This window comes from Kitasatospora sp. NPDC048545, assembly GCF_040651155.1.
Taxonomy (GTDB): Bacteria; Actinomycetota; Actinomycetes; order Streptomycetales; family Streptomycetaceae; genus Kitasatospora.
Window position 1 is genome coordinate 66,514 of sequence record NZ_JBEZIQ010000026.1, and the last position, 14,419, is coordinate 80,932.

A 14,419-nucleotide genomic window follows, 5' to 3' on the forward strand; every position below is an offset into this window, starting at 1 on the left:
CTCCGACAGCGCGCCGCCGCGGGGGTGACCCGGCTCACCCCCGGGGGGATCCGGCTTCGGCCTCAACGAGTGGAGGGGCTACACCCGGGCCCACCGCGCACCGCAATCGGCAGCCCCGAACGACCGGAGGCCCCGAACGACCGGGGAGCCTCGGGGACCTGTGGAAACACGGGAGACCCCGGAGATTCCGGGCGGCCCCACATGACGCCCCCGACCCGAGCCGGACCTCCGGCGGAAGGGCGGGGGCGTCGGCGTGACCCCGTCCTGCGGAACCGGCACCCCGCCCGCGTCGGCGTCACGGTGTCCCGCCCGACCGCATGCCGGCCCCCGTCCACCGCCACGCCCGACCCACCACCCACCGCCGGTGGACCGGCACGGGCCGCACTGTCACACTGCTGCTGTCACAGCAGGAGTGTGCCAGCGCGGGAGGCAGCAGATGGGGGAGCACGGCGCCGTAGCGGGCGAGGTGCGGCTGACGGTGGACGAGTTGGCGGCGCGGGCCGGGGTGACGGTGCGGACGGTGCGGTTCTACGGGACGAAGGGGCTGCTGCCACCGCCGGAACTGGGGCCGCGGCGGGTGGGGTTGTACGGCGCGGCGCACCTGGACCGGCTGGGGCTGATCGAGGAGTTGCAGCGGCAGGGGCTGACGCTGGCGGCGATCGAGCGTTACCTGGCGCGGCTGCCGGAGGACAGTACTCCGCTGGACCTGGCGATCCACCGGGCGCTGGTGGCGTCCTGGACGCCGGAGGCCGTCGAGGAGCTGGGCCGGGCCCAGTTGGAACGGCGCACCGGGCGGGGGCTGTCGGAGGAGCAGGTCGGACGGCTCGCGGCGATGGGGGCGCTGGAGCGGACCGACGACCCGGAAGTGTTCCGGGTGGATCCGGGCCTGCTGCCGCTGGGCGTGCGGATCCTGGACGTGCCGATCCCGTTGGAGACGCTGCTGACCGCCCGGGCGGTGGTGCTGGAGCACAGCCGGGCGACGGCACGGGAATTGCAGCGGCTGTTCCGGGAGACGGTGTGGAAGCCGTTCCGGGAGAGCGAGCCGGCGCCGGACGAGCTGGCCCGGATGAAGGCGTTGACGGACCACATCCAGCCGATGGTGGCGCAGGCCCTGGTCACGGCGTTCCAGCGCTCGCTCCGGGAGGAACTCGGCGAGGAACTGACCGTGGTGCTGCCCGCCGAACCGACCGGGCCACCGGCCGGACACGAGCCCGGACAACCAGCCGGACAGGAGCCCGGACACGAGCCCGGACAGCCGACCGGACACGAGCCCGGGCAGGAACCCGACGGGCCGACCGGGGAACCCCGCCGGGCGTGAGGCCCGGGGTCGGGCGGCATCGTGCGGAACACGGCACCGCCCGACCCCGGGCGGCACCCGGGTCAGTCCGTGAACGTCCGCCCCTCGGCCGCGATCCGCTCCAGCAGCGCCGGCGGCGCGAACCGCTCGCCGTACGCGGCGGCGAGTTCGCGGGCGCGGGCCGCGAAGCCGGCCGGGCCGCCCTCGTACCCGTTGATGTACTGGAAGACGCCGCCGGTCCAGGCGGGGAAGCCGATGCCGAGGATCGAGCCGACGTTGGCGTCGGCGACCGAGGTCAGCACGCCCTCCTCCAGGCAGCGCACCGAGTCCAGCGCCTCGCTGAACAGCATCCGCTCCTTGAGGTCCTCGAAGGGCACCTCGGCGGCGTCCGCACCGGAAGCGGTGAAGTGCTCCAGCAGTCCCGGCCAGAGCCGCCCGCGCCGGCCGTCCTCGCCGTACTCGTAGAAGCCGGCGCCGCCGCTGCGGCCAGGGCGGCCGAACTCGTCGACCATCCGGTCGACCACGGCGTCGGCCGGGTGCGGCGTCCAGGTGCCGCCGCCGTCCTCGACCGAGCGCCGGTACTCGTCGCGGATCTTGCGCGGGAGGGTGAGGGTGAGCTCGTCCATCAGGGAGAGCACCTTGGCGGGGTAGCCGGCCTGGGCGGCGGCCTGCTCGACGGAGGCGGGGTGGATGCCCTCGCCGACCATGGCGACGCCCTCGTTGAGGAACTGGCCGATGACCCGCGAGGTGAAGAAGCCTCGGGAGTCGTTGACGACGATCGGGGTCCTGTCGATCTGCCGGACCAGGTCGAAGGCGCGGGCGAGGGCCTCGTCGCCGGTCTGCGGGCCGCGGATGATCTCCACCAGCCGCATCTTGTCGACCGGCGAGAAGAAGTGCAGGCCGATGAAGTCGCCGGTGCGCCGGACGCCTTCGGCGAGCACGCCGATTGGCAGGGTGGAGGTGTTGGAGCAGAGCAGCGCGTCGGGGGCGACGACGCCCTCGACCTCCTGGAACACCTTGTGCTTGAGCTCGGTGTTCTCGAAGACCGCCTCGATCACCGTGTCGCAGCCGGCCAGGTCGGCGGCGTCGCCGGTGGGGGTGATCCGGGCGAGCAGTTCGTCACGCTTGGCCTCGGTGGAGCGGCCGCGCGCGACGGCCTTGTTCAGCAGCCCCTCGGAGTAGGCCTTCCCACGCTCGGCGGCCTCGGTGCTCACGTCCTTGAGGACGACCTCGATGCCGGCCTTGGCGCAGGCGTAGGCGATGCCCGCGCCCATCATCCCGGCGCCGAGCACGGCGACCTTGCGGACCGTCCGGCGCTCGACGTCCTTGGGGCGCCCGGCACCGGAGTTGACCGCCTGCATGTCGAAGAACAGCGCCTGGATCATGTTCTTGCTGGTCTGGCCGCAGGCGAGCTCGGTGAAGTAGCGGGCCTCGATCACCATCGCGGTGTCGACGTCCACCTGGGCGCTCTCGACCGCGGCGGCCAGGATGTTGCGCGGGGCCGGGTAGGGCGCGCCGTTCAGCTGCTTGCGCAGGTTGGCGGGGAAGGCGGGCAGGTTGGCGGCGAAGGCCGGGGTGGTCGGGGTGCCGCCGGGGATCTTGTGGCCCTTGACGTCCCAGGGCTGGACGGCGGTCGGGTTGGCCTCGATCCAGGCGCGCGCCCGGGTGGTCAACTCCTCGGTGCTGTCGACCAGTTCGTGCACCAGGCCGTGCTCCAGCGCCTGCGCCGGGCGGTACTGGCGGCCCTGCAGCAGGTACTTCAGCAGGGCGTCGGTGATGCCGAACAGCCGCACGGTGCGGACCACTCCGCCGCCGCCCGGCAGCAGGCCGAGGGTGACCTCGGGCAGGCCGATCCGGCTCGCCGGGGTGTTCAGCGCGATGCGGTGGTGGCAGGCGAGGGCGAGCTCCAGGCCGCCGCCGAGCGCGCTGCCGTTGACGGCGGCGACGACCGGCTTGCCGAGGGTCTCCAGCGTGCGCAGCGAGCGCTTGATCCGCATCGACTTCTCGAAGACGGCTTCGGCGTCCTCGGGGCGGGCCGCGGAGAGCATCCGCAGGTCCCCGCCGGCGAAGAAGGTCCTCTTGGCGGAGGTGATCACCACTCCGCGCAGCGCGTCCCCGAGTCCGGCCAGCCGGCCGACGGCGGTCTCGAAGTCGGCGGTGAAGGCCTCGTTCATGGTGTTGACGGACTGGGTGGGGTCGTCGAGGACGAGGGTGACCACGCCGTCCTGGTCCTGCTCCCAGCGGATGGTGGTGGTGTCGCTCATGGGTTCACGGTCTCCAGGTCTGCAAAGCGAGGTGCCACGCGAGGGGGTCTCCCGGACGGGGTCCGGAGGAACGTGCCCCGGGAAGGGTGGCGGCGGGCGACGGGTGGGCTCAGACGCGCTCGACGATGGTGGCGATGCCCATGCCGCCGCCCACGCAGAGGGTGATCAGGCCGTAGCGCAGGTCGCGCCGTTCCAGTTCGTCGGCGACGGTGCCGAGCAGCATCGCGCCGGTGGCGCCGAGCGGGTGGCCGAGGGCGATCGCGCCGCCGTTGACGTTCACCTGGTCGGGACGGAAGCCGAGTTCGCGGATGAACCGGAGCGCGACGGCGGCGAAGGCCTCGTTGATCTCGACCAGGTCGATGTCGGCGGCGGTCAGACCGGCCTTGGCGAGCGCCTTGCGGGTCGCCGGGGCGGGGCCGGTGAGCATGATGGTCGGCTCGGAGCCGGAGACGGCGGCGGAGACGATCCGGGCACGCGGACGCAGCCCGTACCGCTCGCCGACCTCGCGGTTGCCGATGGCGACGAGGGCGGCGCCGTCCACGATGCCGGAGGAGTTGCCCGCGTGGTGGACGTGGTCGATGGCCTCCACCCAGTGGTACTTCTGCAGGGCGACGGCGTCGAAGCCGCCGGCCTCGCCGATCTGGGCGAAGGAGGGCTTGAGGCCGGCCAGGGTCTCGACGGTGGTGCCGGGGCGGATGAACTCGTCGCGCTCCAGCACGACCAGGCCGTTGCGGTCGCGCACCGGGACCACCGAGCGGTCGAACAGGCCGTCGGCCTGGGCCTTGGCGGCGCGGGCCTGGGACTCGGCGGCGAAGGCGTCCACGTCGGTGCGGGAGAGGCCCTCGATGGTGGCGATCAGGTCGGCGCCGATGCCCTGCGGGACGAAGTTGGTCTCGTAGGCGGTCATCGGGTCGGCGAACCAGGCGCCGCCGTCGGAGGCCATCTTGACCCGGGACATCGACTCCACGCCGCCGGCCAGGACCAGGTCCTCCCAGCCCGAACGGACCTTGGCCGCGGCCAGGTTGACGGCCTCCAGGCCGGAGGCGCAGAAGCGGTTCTCCTGGACCCCGGCGACGGTGTCGGGCAGGCCGGCCGCGACGGCCGCGATCCGGGCGATGTCGGAGCCCTGGTCCCCGACCGGGCTGACCACGCCCAGCACGATGTCGTCGATCGCGGCCGGGTCCAGCTCGGGGAACCGGCGGCGCAGTTCGTGGATCAGGCCGACGACCAGGTCGATCGGCTTGGTGGCGTGCAGCGAGCCGGTGGCCTTGCCCCGGCCGCGCGGGGTGCGGATCGCGTCGTAGACGTACGCTTCGGTGGTCACGATGGGAATGCCTTTCGGGCTTCGGACTTCAGGGCTTCAGAGCTTCAGGGCTTCGGGGCCGGGGCTTCGGGGCTTCGGGGTTCCGGTGCCAAACCGGGCCGGGCCGGTCGGGCCGGTCGGAGAGGAATCGCCGGAGGGGTCAGCCGAGGATGGAACGGCCCACGATCTCCTTCATGATCTCGGTGGTGCCGCCGTAGATGGTCTGGATGCGGCCGTCGGTGAACGCCCGGGCGACCGGGAACTCGGTCATGTACCCGTAGCCGCCGTGCAGTTGGAGGCAGCGGTCGGCGGTGCGCTTCTGCAGCTCGGTGGCCCACCACTTGGCCATCGAGGCGTCGGCCGGAGTGAGCGCGTAGCGGTTGTGCTCGGTGATGCAGCGGTCGACGAAGGTCCGGGTGACGGCGCATTCGGTGGCCAGTTCGGCGATCTCGAAGCGGACGTGCTGCAACGTGGCCAGCGGCCGGCCGAACGCCTCGCGCTGCTTGACGTAGTCGGTGGTGATCTCGACCAGGTACTCGGCACCGGCGATCGCCGCGGCCGCGATGGTGAGCCGCTCCTGGGCGAGGTTCTGCATCAGGTGGACGAAGCCGCCGTCGAGTTCGCCGAGCAGGTTCTCCTTCGGCACCCGGACGTCCTCGAAGAACAGTTCGGCGGTGTCCTGGGCCTTCTGGCCGATCTTGTCGAGGTTGCGGCCGCGCTCGAGGCCGGGCGTGCCGCGCTCGACGGCCAGCAGGCTCAGACCGTGCGCGCCGCCCTCGGGGGTGGTCCGGGCGACCACGACGACCAGGTCGGCGAGGATGCCGTTGGAGATGAAGGTCTTGGCGCCGTTGAGCAGGAAGTGGTCACCCCGGTCGACCGCCTGGGTGCGGATGCCCTGCAGGTCGGAGCCGGTGCCGGGCTCGGTCATCGCGATCGCGGTGATCAGCTCGCCGGAGCAGAAGCCGGGCAGCCAGCGGCGCTTCTGCTCCTCGGTGGCGAGCGAGGTGAGGTAGGGGCCGATGATGTCGTTGTGCAGGCCGATCGCCAACCCGGAGGCGCCGGCCCGGGCGAACTCCTCGGCCAGCACGGCGGCGTAGCGGAAGTCCGGGGTGCCGCCACCGCCGTACTCCTCGGGGACGGCGATACCGAGGAGGCCCTGGCGTCCGGCCGCGAGCCAGACGGAGCGGTCGACGATCCCGGCCTTCTCCCAGCGGTCGTAGTGCGGCAGCACCTCCTTGGCGAGGAAGGCCCGCACGGTGGCCCGGAAGTCGTCGTGCTGCTCGGTGAAGATCTCGCGCTGCAACGCTACTCTCCTTGCTCTGCTGCGGTGTCGACCGCAGCGGCCTCGTCCGGCCCGGAGCGGCCCACGCCGGAGCGGTCAGTCCCGGAGCGGCCCACGCCGGAGCGGTCAGTCCCGGAGCGGTCGGTCCCGGAACCGTCCGCCGTCGAATCGCCCGCCGCGGCGCCGAGGCCCGGGACGCCCCAGTCCCTGGCCACCTCGGCGGTGTCCGCCCCCGGCCGGGCCGGCGGGCGGCGCAGCGCGCCGGGGGTGGCGGAGAAGCGCGGGGCGGGGGCGGGCTGGGTGACGCCGTCCGCCTCGACGTACGTCCCGCGCGCCGCCAGGTGGCCGTCGCCCGCGGCCTGACGCATCGTCAACACCGGTTCGACGCAGGCGTCGGAGCCTTCGAAGACCGCCTCCCACTCACTCCTGGTCCGGGTGGCGAAGCGGGCCGCGATCCGGGCCCGCAGCTCCGGCCAACGGGCGGGGTCGTACTGGCCGGGTGCGTCGGGGCCGAGCTCCAGCAGTCGGGCGAACTCGGCGTAGAAGCGCGGTTCCAGCGCGCCGACGGCCAGGTATCCGCCGTCGGCGGCCCGGTAGACCGCGTAGAACGGTGCGCCGCCGTCCAGCAGGTTGACGCCCCGGCGGTCCTGCCAGTGGCCGGCCGCGAGCAGCCCCCAGAGCATGCTGCCGAGGTGTGCCGCACCGTCCACGATCGCGGCGTCCACCACCTGGCCCGCGCCGGTGGCCCGGGCATGGTGCAGTCCGGCGAGCAGGCCGACGACCAGGTAGAGCGAGCCGCCCGCGTAGTCGCCCAGCAGGTTGGCCGGGATCCCGGGCGCCTGGTCGGCGCCGCCCGGCGCCGCCGCGACCATCCCCAGCACCCCGGCGACCGCCGCGTACCCGAGGTCGTGCCCGGCGGTCGCGGCCCGGGGCCCGTCCTGTCCCCATCCGGTCATCCGGCCGTACACCAGTGCCGGGTTGCGCGCCAGGCACGCCTGCGGGCCGACGCCGAGCCGCTCCGCGACACCGGGCCGGTAGCCCTCGATCAGCAGGTCGGCCCGCTCGACCAGGTCCAGCACCAGCCCCGGCCCGCCAGGCGACTTCAGGTCGACCAGCACGGAGCGCTTGTTGCGGTTGCTGAGGTCGTACGCCGGGTCCGTCCCGAGCGGCGAGGGCTCCGGCCGGTCCACCCGCACCACGTCCGCGCCGAGGTCCCCGAGCAGCATCGCGGCGAACGGGCCCGGCCCGATGCCCGCGAGTTCCACCACCCGCACGCCCGCCAGCGGTCCGCCCGCCGGCGGCCCGCCCGCGGACGGGGCCGGGCCGCCCGGGCCCGCTGGACTGCTTGTGTCACGCACTGGCCGCAGAACCCCTTCAGGGTTTGACAGTAAAGCTGTAACACTCGGGATGATAGGCAAGCGACCCGCCGGTAACAAGACCTCCGCGCCGCTCCGCCGCGAGCCGGTCCGGCCGCCGGTCCGCACGGCCGGGAATATCGACGGGCACCTGCACATGTAATGGCCTATCCTGCTAGGCATCCATTACGAATCACGACGGGGGAATCGTCATGAGCACCGCCCAGCACACCGCCCGCACGGTCGTCGCCGTCTCCGAGCGGCTGGTGCTCACACAGCCGCAGCAGGGGGACGCCGAGGCCATGTTCGCCGTGCACGGGGATCCGGAGACCAACCGGTACAACCCGCACGGGCCGCAGCGGGACCTCGCGGCCGCCCAGGAGGCGTTGGACGGCTTCGTGGCCGACTGGGTGCGGGACGGGATCGGGTACTGCGCCGTGGCCACGCGAGAGGAGCCGGAGGTGATCATCGGCTTCGCCGGGCTGTACCTGCACACCCTGGACGGGGAGCGGGTGTTCAACCTCTACTACCGGTTCCGGCCGTCCGCCTGGGGCCAGGGGTACGCGGCGGAGGCGGCCCGCGCGGCGATGGCGCAGGGGCGCCCGCGGTTCCCCGGGATCCCGGTGGTCGCCCTGATCCGGGCCGACAACCTGCCCTCCCGCCGGCTCGCCGAACGGCTCGGGCTGGTGGCCGACCCGGACGGGCGGGTCGACGAGGAGGACCGGCTGATCCACCGGATGGCCTGAGCCGCGAATCCCCCGCCGGGGGGAGGGGGATCCCGCCCGGGGCTGAGGACCGGGGCCCGGGCGGGACGCGACCGTGGGGGCATGAGACACAAGGACGACGCGGTACGGGTGGTGGCGGCCGGGGTCGCGATGGCCGCCACCGTCCCCTACCTGATGCTGAAGCTGCTCTGGCTGACCGGCTCCGAGGTCGGCGTGCGCGATCCGGGGGCGCTGGGCGGACTGTGGACGCTCAACCTCCTCACCTTCGGCATGGACGCGATCGCGCTCGCCCTCGCGCTCGCCTTCGTCCGGCCGTGGGGGCGCCGGGCGGCCGCCGGACTGGTGGCGTTCCCGATGTGGGTCGCGACCGGACTGCTCGGGACGATCCTGGTCGCCGTACCGGCGGACCTCCTCTCCTCACTCGTGCTCGGCCCGGAGCACCGCCCGCCCGGACAGCACGCCGACGACGGGCTGGCGGGCTGGGTGTTCGCCCTGGTCTACGGCGGCTTCGGAGTACAGGGCATCGCCCTGATCACCGCCTTCGTGCTCTACGCCCGCCGCCGCTGGGCCGGCCTCTTGCAGGCCCGGATCGGCGACCTGCCCGACTCCCCCACCCGCAACGTGCAGCGCGCCCTCGCCGCCGTCGCCGCCCCGGTCGCGCTCGGCGTCGCGGCGGCCCGGGCCTACTGGGCCGCCGGCGGGACGGTGGGGCTCCCGCTGCGCTGGGCGGACGACCGCGGCCGGTCCATCGCGACGATGGAGGCCGTCACCGCCGCCATGGCGGTGGTCGCGGCGGTGGCACTGCTGGTGCTCGCGTTCCGGATCGGGCCGGGACGACGGCTGCGGGTACCGCTGACGGCGGCCTGGATCGGCGCCGGCTCGCTGTTCGGCTGGGGCGGCTACCAGTTGGTGGCGTTCGGGACGTCGACGACGGTGCCCGACCTGCCGGGCGCGGTACCCGGACTGATGGTGCTGGTGCAGGCCGGGCAGTTCTCGGCCGGCCTGCTGATGCTGGCCGCCGGCGCGATCGCGCTCACCGAATGGGGGGCCCGCCACCACCCGGCTGACATAGAGTCACCCGGGTGATCACGGGGGCGGGCACACGGCTGCGGCGTGCGGCGGGGGCGCTGGTCGGACGGCGGGCGCGGCTGCGCTGGGTGCACCTGGTGCTGGGCGGCGCGCTGCTGATGCCGTACTGGCTGCTGTCGGTGGTGGTGCTCGGCGCGCTCGACGCCGCCCAGGCGCCCGCCCGGCAGGCGCTGCTGCAGTTCCTCTCGCTGTTCACCTCGCTGCCGATGGCCGCCGTCACCGCACTGGTGCCGACCGTCCGGGGGCTGGAGGGCGCGGCCGCGCGGGCGCTGTGCGCGGCGCCCCGGGCAGAGGAGTTGGCCACCGGGCCGGCCCGCTCCTGGCCTGCCCGCCGGCGCACCGCGCTCTGGTTCGTGCTGCACCTGTTCTTCGGCGGGGTGGTCGCCGGGATGACGCTGACCGGGGCGCCGTTCGCGGTGGTGCTGATGTGCTCCTTCGGCGGTGCCCGGGACCTCGCCGCGTTCTGGGAGAACCGCTTCCCCGGCTGGATGATCACCGGACCGCTGCTGGGCCTGGCCGTCCTGCTGCTGATCGTGCTCGCCAACGCGGGCTTCGGCGCGCTGCTCGCCCGCTGGGCCCCCGCCCTGCTCGGCCCGACCCCGGAGGAGCGGCTGGCCACCGCCGAGCGCCGGGCCACCGTACTCGCCCAGCGCAACCGGCTGGCCCGCGAACTGCACGACTCGGTCGGGCACGCGCTCAGCGCGGTCGGCATCCAGGCCTCGGCGGCCGCCCGGGTGCTGCGCACCAACCCCGACTTCGCCGCCGAGGCGCTGCAGGCGATCGAGGAGACGGCGCGGGCGGCCGTCGCCGAACTCGACACCGTGCTCGGCCTGCTGCGCGAGGAGGACCCGGAGGCCACCGGACCGGCCGGGCCCACCCTCGCCGGACTGGACGACCTGCTCCGCCAGCTCGCCCGCACCGGCGTGACGGTGGACGCCGAGCTGGCCCCCGGCCTGCCCGGCCTGCCCGCGCCGGTCTCCCGCGAGGCGTACCGGATCGTGCAGGAGGGCCTGACCAATGTGCTGCGGCACGCCGGACCGGCGCCTGCCGGACTGCGGGTCGGGCTGGCCGGGGACCGGCTGGAGATCGAACTGACCAACCCGCTGGGCCCTGCCCGGCCGAGCCGCCCCGGCGGCGGACGCGGGCTGCGCGGCATCGGGGAGCGCGCGACGGCGCTGCGCGGCGGCAGCACGGCGGGGCCGAGCGCGGACGGAACGACGTGGCGGCTGGCCGTCTGGCTGCCGCTGGGAGGGACTGCACGGTGAACGGCGGGGACGCGGTGAGCGAGGGACACGGCATGAACGGCAGCGCACGCGGCGTGGCGGACGACGGCAGGGCCGACGACGGCGGGAGGACCGGCGCGGACGGCCGTCCGGACGGCATCCGCGTGGTGATCGCGGACGACGAACGGCTGGTCCGGATGGGCCTGCGGGTGGTGATCGACGCCGAGCCGGACCTCACCGTGGTCGGCGAGGCCGCCGACGGCGCCGAGGTCGTCCCCCTGGTGCGCGAACTGCGACCGGACGTCGTGCTGATGGACGTCCGGATGCCGGGCATCAACGGGATCCGGGCCACCGAGCAGTTGGTCGGCGGGATGGCCGAGCCGCCGCGGATCCTGGTGGTCACCACCTTCGAGCACGACGACCACGTGTACGACGCGCTGCGCGCGGGCGCGGCCGGGTTCCTGCTGAAGCGGGCGCGGGCGGAGGAGATGGTGCAGGCGGTGCGACTGGTCGCGCGCGGGGACTCGCTGCTCTTCCCGGCGGCCGTCCGCGAACTCGCGGTGCGCCACGGCACGGACCGCCGCCGGGAGTCCTCGGCCGGCCGGGGACCGGTCGGCCGGCTGACCGAGCGGGAGGGGCAGGTGCTGCGGCTGATGGCCACCGGACTCAACAACGGCGAGATCGCGGCGCGACTGGTGGTCAGTCAGGAGACGGTGAAGACGCACGTCGGCAGCGTGCTCGCCAAACTCGGCGCACGGGACCGCACCCAGGCGGTCATCGCGGCGTACGAGTCGGGCTTCGTGCTGCCGGGCTGAGGGCCCGCTGCGTGATGCCTGCGGGCAGCGGGCAGCGGGCCGCGAGGGCCCGGAGGCGGCGCGGGCAGCCGCGGGGAATCGCACGCGGGTTCCACCTCCCCGGTACCGGCGAGTAGAGTGCGGTCTTCCCCTCAGCCGTCCGATACCTCCCGTATCACCTGAAACGAACTGGTGGCCGCATGACAGTCCGGACCCGACCCGCGCTGTGGTGGCGCATGGGAATCGTGCTCTCGTCGGGCCTCGGCCTAACCCTCGGGACGGCACCGCTGGTGTACTTCACCGTGCAGAGCAACGTGATCGTGCTCGGCTACTTCATCGGAGCGGTGTACTGGATGCTCAAGCGCGACAGCGTGGACGCGCCCGCGCCCCGGCTGCGCGGCGCCGCCACGCTGTACATCCTGATCACCGGGCTGGTCTCGCACGTCCTGCTGCAGCACGGCGCCAGCCCGCTGCCGGGGCTGGTCGGCGGCCCGGACAGACTGGCGCACTGGTCGTCGTTCTTCCTGCACTACGTCACACCGGTGATGGTGATCGCCGACTGGCTGGTGCTGAAGCCGCGCAACGCGGCGGCCTGGAAGGACATCCCGCTCTGGCTGGCCTTCCCGCTCGGCTACGCGGCGATCGTGCTCGCCCGCAACGCACTGTTCGACGACTACCCGCTGCCCTACCCGTACTTCTTCTTCGACCCGACCACCAGGGGCTACGGCTACGTCTGGGGCCAGATCGCCCAGCTGACCGTCGAGTTCGTCGTCCTGGCCGTCCTCGTCGTCGGGCTGGACCGGCTCGGGACGCTGGTCGCGGGCAAGGTGCGGCCCGCACCGCAGACGTGACCCGCGGACACCGGCGGCGGGCACCCACGGCGGAGACGGGCAGCGGGCACCGACGGCGGACCCGGGCCGCGGGCACCGGCGCAGCGCATCGGGCCCGGCGTCCCGTTCCCACCCGCCGTCAGAACGGTTTGCCGTCGATCCTCCCCGGGGCAGCCCCCGACGAGCCGGCCGCGCTCAGGGACTCGGCCCTGAGCGCGGCCCAACGGGTGCTCACCGAGGTCACCGGGGGCCACCGGCAGTAACCGCGGCACCGGCCTCGGCCGGCGCCGCGCTGCCCGTGCGCGTCTCCGCGCCCTTTCCCTGGCCCTCCCCCGTGCCCGTATCCGCTACATCGGCTCCACCGCCCGCAGGTCCCCGTCCAGCTCCAGCCACCTGGTCACGCCCAGGCCGCGCAGGAACGGCAGGTCGTGGCTGGCCACGACCAGCGCGCCCCGGTACGCGGCCAGCGCCTGGGTGAGCTGGCGGACACTGGCGAGGTCCAGGTTGTTGGTCGGCTCGTCGAGCAGCAGCAGCTGCGGCGGCGGGTCGGCCAGCAGCAGCGCGGCCAGGGTCGCGCGGAACCGCTCGCCGCCGGAGAGCGTCGCGGCCGGCTGGTCGGCGCGGGCGCCACGGAACAGGAAGCGGGCCAGCCGGGCGCGGATCGCGTTGTCCCCGGCGGCGGGGGCGAACCGCTTGACGTTCTCCGCGACGCTGAGCGCGTCGTCCAGCAGGTCGAGCCGCTGCGGGAGGTGCCGCAGCGGCACCGGGGTGGTGATCTCCCCCTCCAGCGGGACGAGTTCGCCCGCGATGGTGCGCAGCAGGGTGGACTTCCCCGCCCCGTTGCGGCCGACCAGGGCGATCCGCTCGGGACCGCGCAGGTCGAGGTCGGCGGTGCCGCCGTGCGGCAGCCGAACCTTCTGCAGGGTCAGCACGGTGCGCCCGGCCGGGACGGCGGTGCGCGGCAGGTCGATCCGGATCTCGGCGTCGTCGCGCACCGCCTCCTCGGCCGCGCTGAGCCGCGCCCTGGCCTCCTCCAGCCGCTCGGTGTGCATGCCCTGGATCCGCCCGGCGGTCTCCTGGCCCTTGCGCTTGAGCATCCCGGCGAAGATGTGCGGGTCGTTGCGGGTGACCGAGCGCTTCTTGCCGTACGCGGCGCTGCGGTCGAGCCGGCTCCGGGCCTCGACCAAGTCCCGCTTCTGGCGCTGGACGTCGGCCTCGGCGTTGCGCAGCAGCCGCTCGGCCGTCTCCTGCTGGGCCGCGAGGGTGCGTTCGTACTCCTCGAAGTTGCCGCCGTACCAGGTGACTTCGCCGTCCCGCAGGTCGGCGATCCGGTCGACGTGACGCAGCAGCTCGCGGTCGTGGCTGACGATCAGCATCACGCCGTGCCAGTCGGCCACCGTCTCGTAGAGCCGCTCGCGCGCGGCCCGGTCGAGGTTGTTGGTGGGCTCGTCCAGCAGCAGGACGTCCGGGCGGGCCAGCAGCAGGGCGGCCAGCCGCAGCAGCACCGCCTCGCCGCCGGAGAGTTCGCCCGTGGTGCGGTCGAGGCCGAGGCGGTGCAGGCCGAGCCGGTCGAGCGTGGCGCGGGCGCGCTCCTCGACGTCCCAGTCGTCGCCGACGGCGTCGAAGTGGCGCTGGTCGGTGTCGCCGGACTCGATGGCGTGCAGGGCCTCGCGGGCGGCCCGGACGCCGAGCGCCTCGTCCACCCGCAGGGTGGTGTCGAGCGTCAGGCCCTGCGGCAGGTAGCCGAGTTCGCCGTCGACCCGGACGGTGCCGCCGGCCGGGGTGAGGTCGCCGGCGATCAGCCGCAGCAGGGTGGACTTGCCCGCGCCGTTGAGCCCGATCAGGCCGGTGCGGCCGGGGCCGACGGCGAGGTGGAAGCCGTCCAGGACGGGTTTGCCGTCGGGCCACTCGAAGGTGAGGTCGGTGCAGAGGACGGCGGTGGTGGGTTGTGCCATGTGGGCCTCCCGGGGTGGTTGCCGAAGGGGTGGTGAGCAACACGGGGAGACACCGCTGGTGCGGAACCGGTACGGCCGAGGAGGACGAAGGGGTGGCGTCACACGGAGGATCGCCACGGGGCCGTGACTGAGGTCGCACACTCGCGCACCACGCGGCAACTGGGCCTGCGCGGCGGGGCGGTGTCCCGGGACCTCAGTAGAGCAACGGCCTTCTCCTTGTCTGGCTGATGACCCTGACCACGCTAGGCACGCCGGGGAACGCGTGCAACCGGTTTTCCGGGCCCGGCCGCAACCCCCGCAAA

At 73.9% G+C, this 14,419-nt stretch carries 11 protein-coding genes; 6 read left to right on the plus strand and 5 right to left on the minus strand.

Annotated features, from left to right (window positions below):
- Window positions 1-436: 436 nt before the first annotated feature.
- The gene (locus AB0D10_RS24095) at window positions 437-1,318 is read left to right on the plus strand and encodes a MerR family transcriptional regulator (RefSeq protein WP_360259806.1); all 882 of its coding nucleotides are present in this window, start codon (window positions 437-439) and stop codon (window positions 1,316-1,318) included.
- A 62-nt stretch (window positions 1,319-1,380) separates the two neighbouring features.
- On the opposite strand, the gene AB0D10_RS24100 is transcribed toward AB0D10_RS24095, so the two are convergent.
- The 4 genes from AB0D10_RS24100 to AB0D10_RS24115 form a co-directional block, all read right to left on the minus strand.
- On the minus strand, window positions 1,381-3,561 hold the full coding sequence (locus AB0D10_RS24100) for a 3-hydroxyacyl-CoA dehydrogenase NAD-binding domain-containing protein (protein ID WP_360259808.1): 2,181 nt from the start codon (window positions 3,559-3,561) through the stop codon (window positions 1,381-1,383).
- A gap of 109 nt (window positions 3,562-3,670) precedes the next feature.
- Complete coding sequence (locus AB0D10_RS24105; RefSeq protein WP_360259811.1) at window positions 3,671-4,885, minus strand: acetyl-CoA C-acetyltransferase; 1,215 nt, start codon at window positions 4,883-4,885, stop codon at window positions 3,671-3,673.
- A 139-nt stretch (window positions 4,886-5,024) separates the two neighbouring features.
- Window positions 5,025-6,167 (minus strand): acyl-CoA dehydrogenase family protein, encoded by a 1,143-nt coding sequence (locus AB0D10_RS24110; RefSeq protein WP_360259813.1) that lies wholly within the window; start codon window positions 6,165-6,167, stop codon window positions 5,025-5,027.
- Between the two features lie 2 nt (window positions 6,168-6,169).
- The gene (locus AB0D10_RS24115; protein ID WP_360259959.1) at window positions 6,170-7,429 is read right to left on the minus strand and encodes a CaiB/BaiF CoA-transferase family protein; all 1,260 of its coding nucleotides are present in this window, start codon (window positions 7,427-7,429) and stop codon (window positions 6,170-6,172) included.
- Between the two features lie 284 nt (window positions 7,430-7,713).
- Between AB0D10_RS24115 and AB0D10_RS24120 the strand changes: the two genes are divergently transcribed.
- The 5 genes from AB0D10_RS24120 to AB0D10_RS24140 all read left to right on the plus strand — a co-directional run bounded on the left by AB0D10_RS24120 (window position 7,714) and on the right by AB0D10_RS24140 (window position 12,183).
- Window positions 7,714-8,247: a GNAT family N-acetyltransferase gene (locus AB0D10_RS24120; protein ID WP_360259816.1), complete on the plus strand. Its 534-nt coding sequence runs from the start codon at window positions 7,714-7,716 to the stop codon at window positions 8,245-8,247.
- A gap of 81 nt (window positions 8,248-8,328) precedes the next feature.
- The gene (locus AB0D10_RS24125) at window positions 8,329-9,312 is read left to right on the plus strand and encodes a hypothetical protein (protein WP_360259818.1); all 984 of its coding nucleotides are present in this window, start codon (window positions 8,329-8,331) and stop codon (window positions 9,310-9,312) included.
- The gene (locus AB0D10_RS24130) at window positions 9,309-10,580 is read left to right on the plus strand and encodes a histidine kinase (RefSeq protein ID WP_360259820.1); all 1,272 of its coding nucleotides are present in this window, start codon (window positions 9,309-9,311) and stop codon (window positions 10,578-10,580) included. The genes AB0D10_RS24125 and AB0D10_RS24130 overlap by 4 nt, the downstream gene beginning before the upstream one ends.
- A 32-nt stretch (window positions 10,581-10,612) precedes the next feature.
- A complete protein-coding gene (locus AB0D10_RS24135; RefSeq protein WP_360259822.1) occupies window positions 10,613-11,353 on the plus strand; it encodes a response regulator transcription factor in 741 nt (246 codons plus the stop codon).
- Between the two features lie 179 nt (window positions 11,354-11,532).
- Window positions 11,533-12,183: a Pr6Pr family membrane protein gene (locus tag AB0D10_RS24140; RefSeq protein WP_360259825.1), complete on the plus strand. Its 651-nt coding sequence runs from the start codon at window positions 11,533-11,535 to the stop codon at window positions 12,181-12,183.
- Window positions 12,184-12,509: 326 nt separating this feature from the next.
- Here the strand turns inward: AB0D10_RS24140 and AB0D10_RS24145 are convergent, their stop codons facing one another.
- Window positions 12,510-14,117 carry an ABC-F family ATP-binding cassette domain-containing protein gene (locus tag AB0D10_RS24145; protein WP_360259827.1) on the minus strand — a complete coding sequence of 536 codons (1,608 nt, stop codon included), beginning with the start codon at window positions 14,115-14,117 and terminating at the stop codon, window positions 12,510-12,512.
- Between the last annotated feature and the right edge of the window lie 302 nt (window positions 14,118-14,419).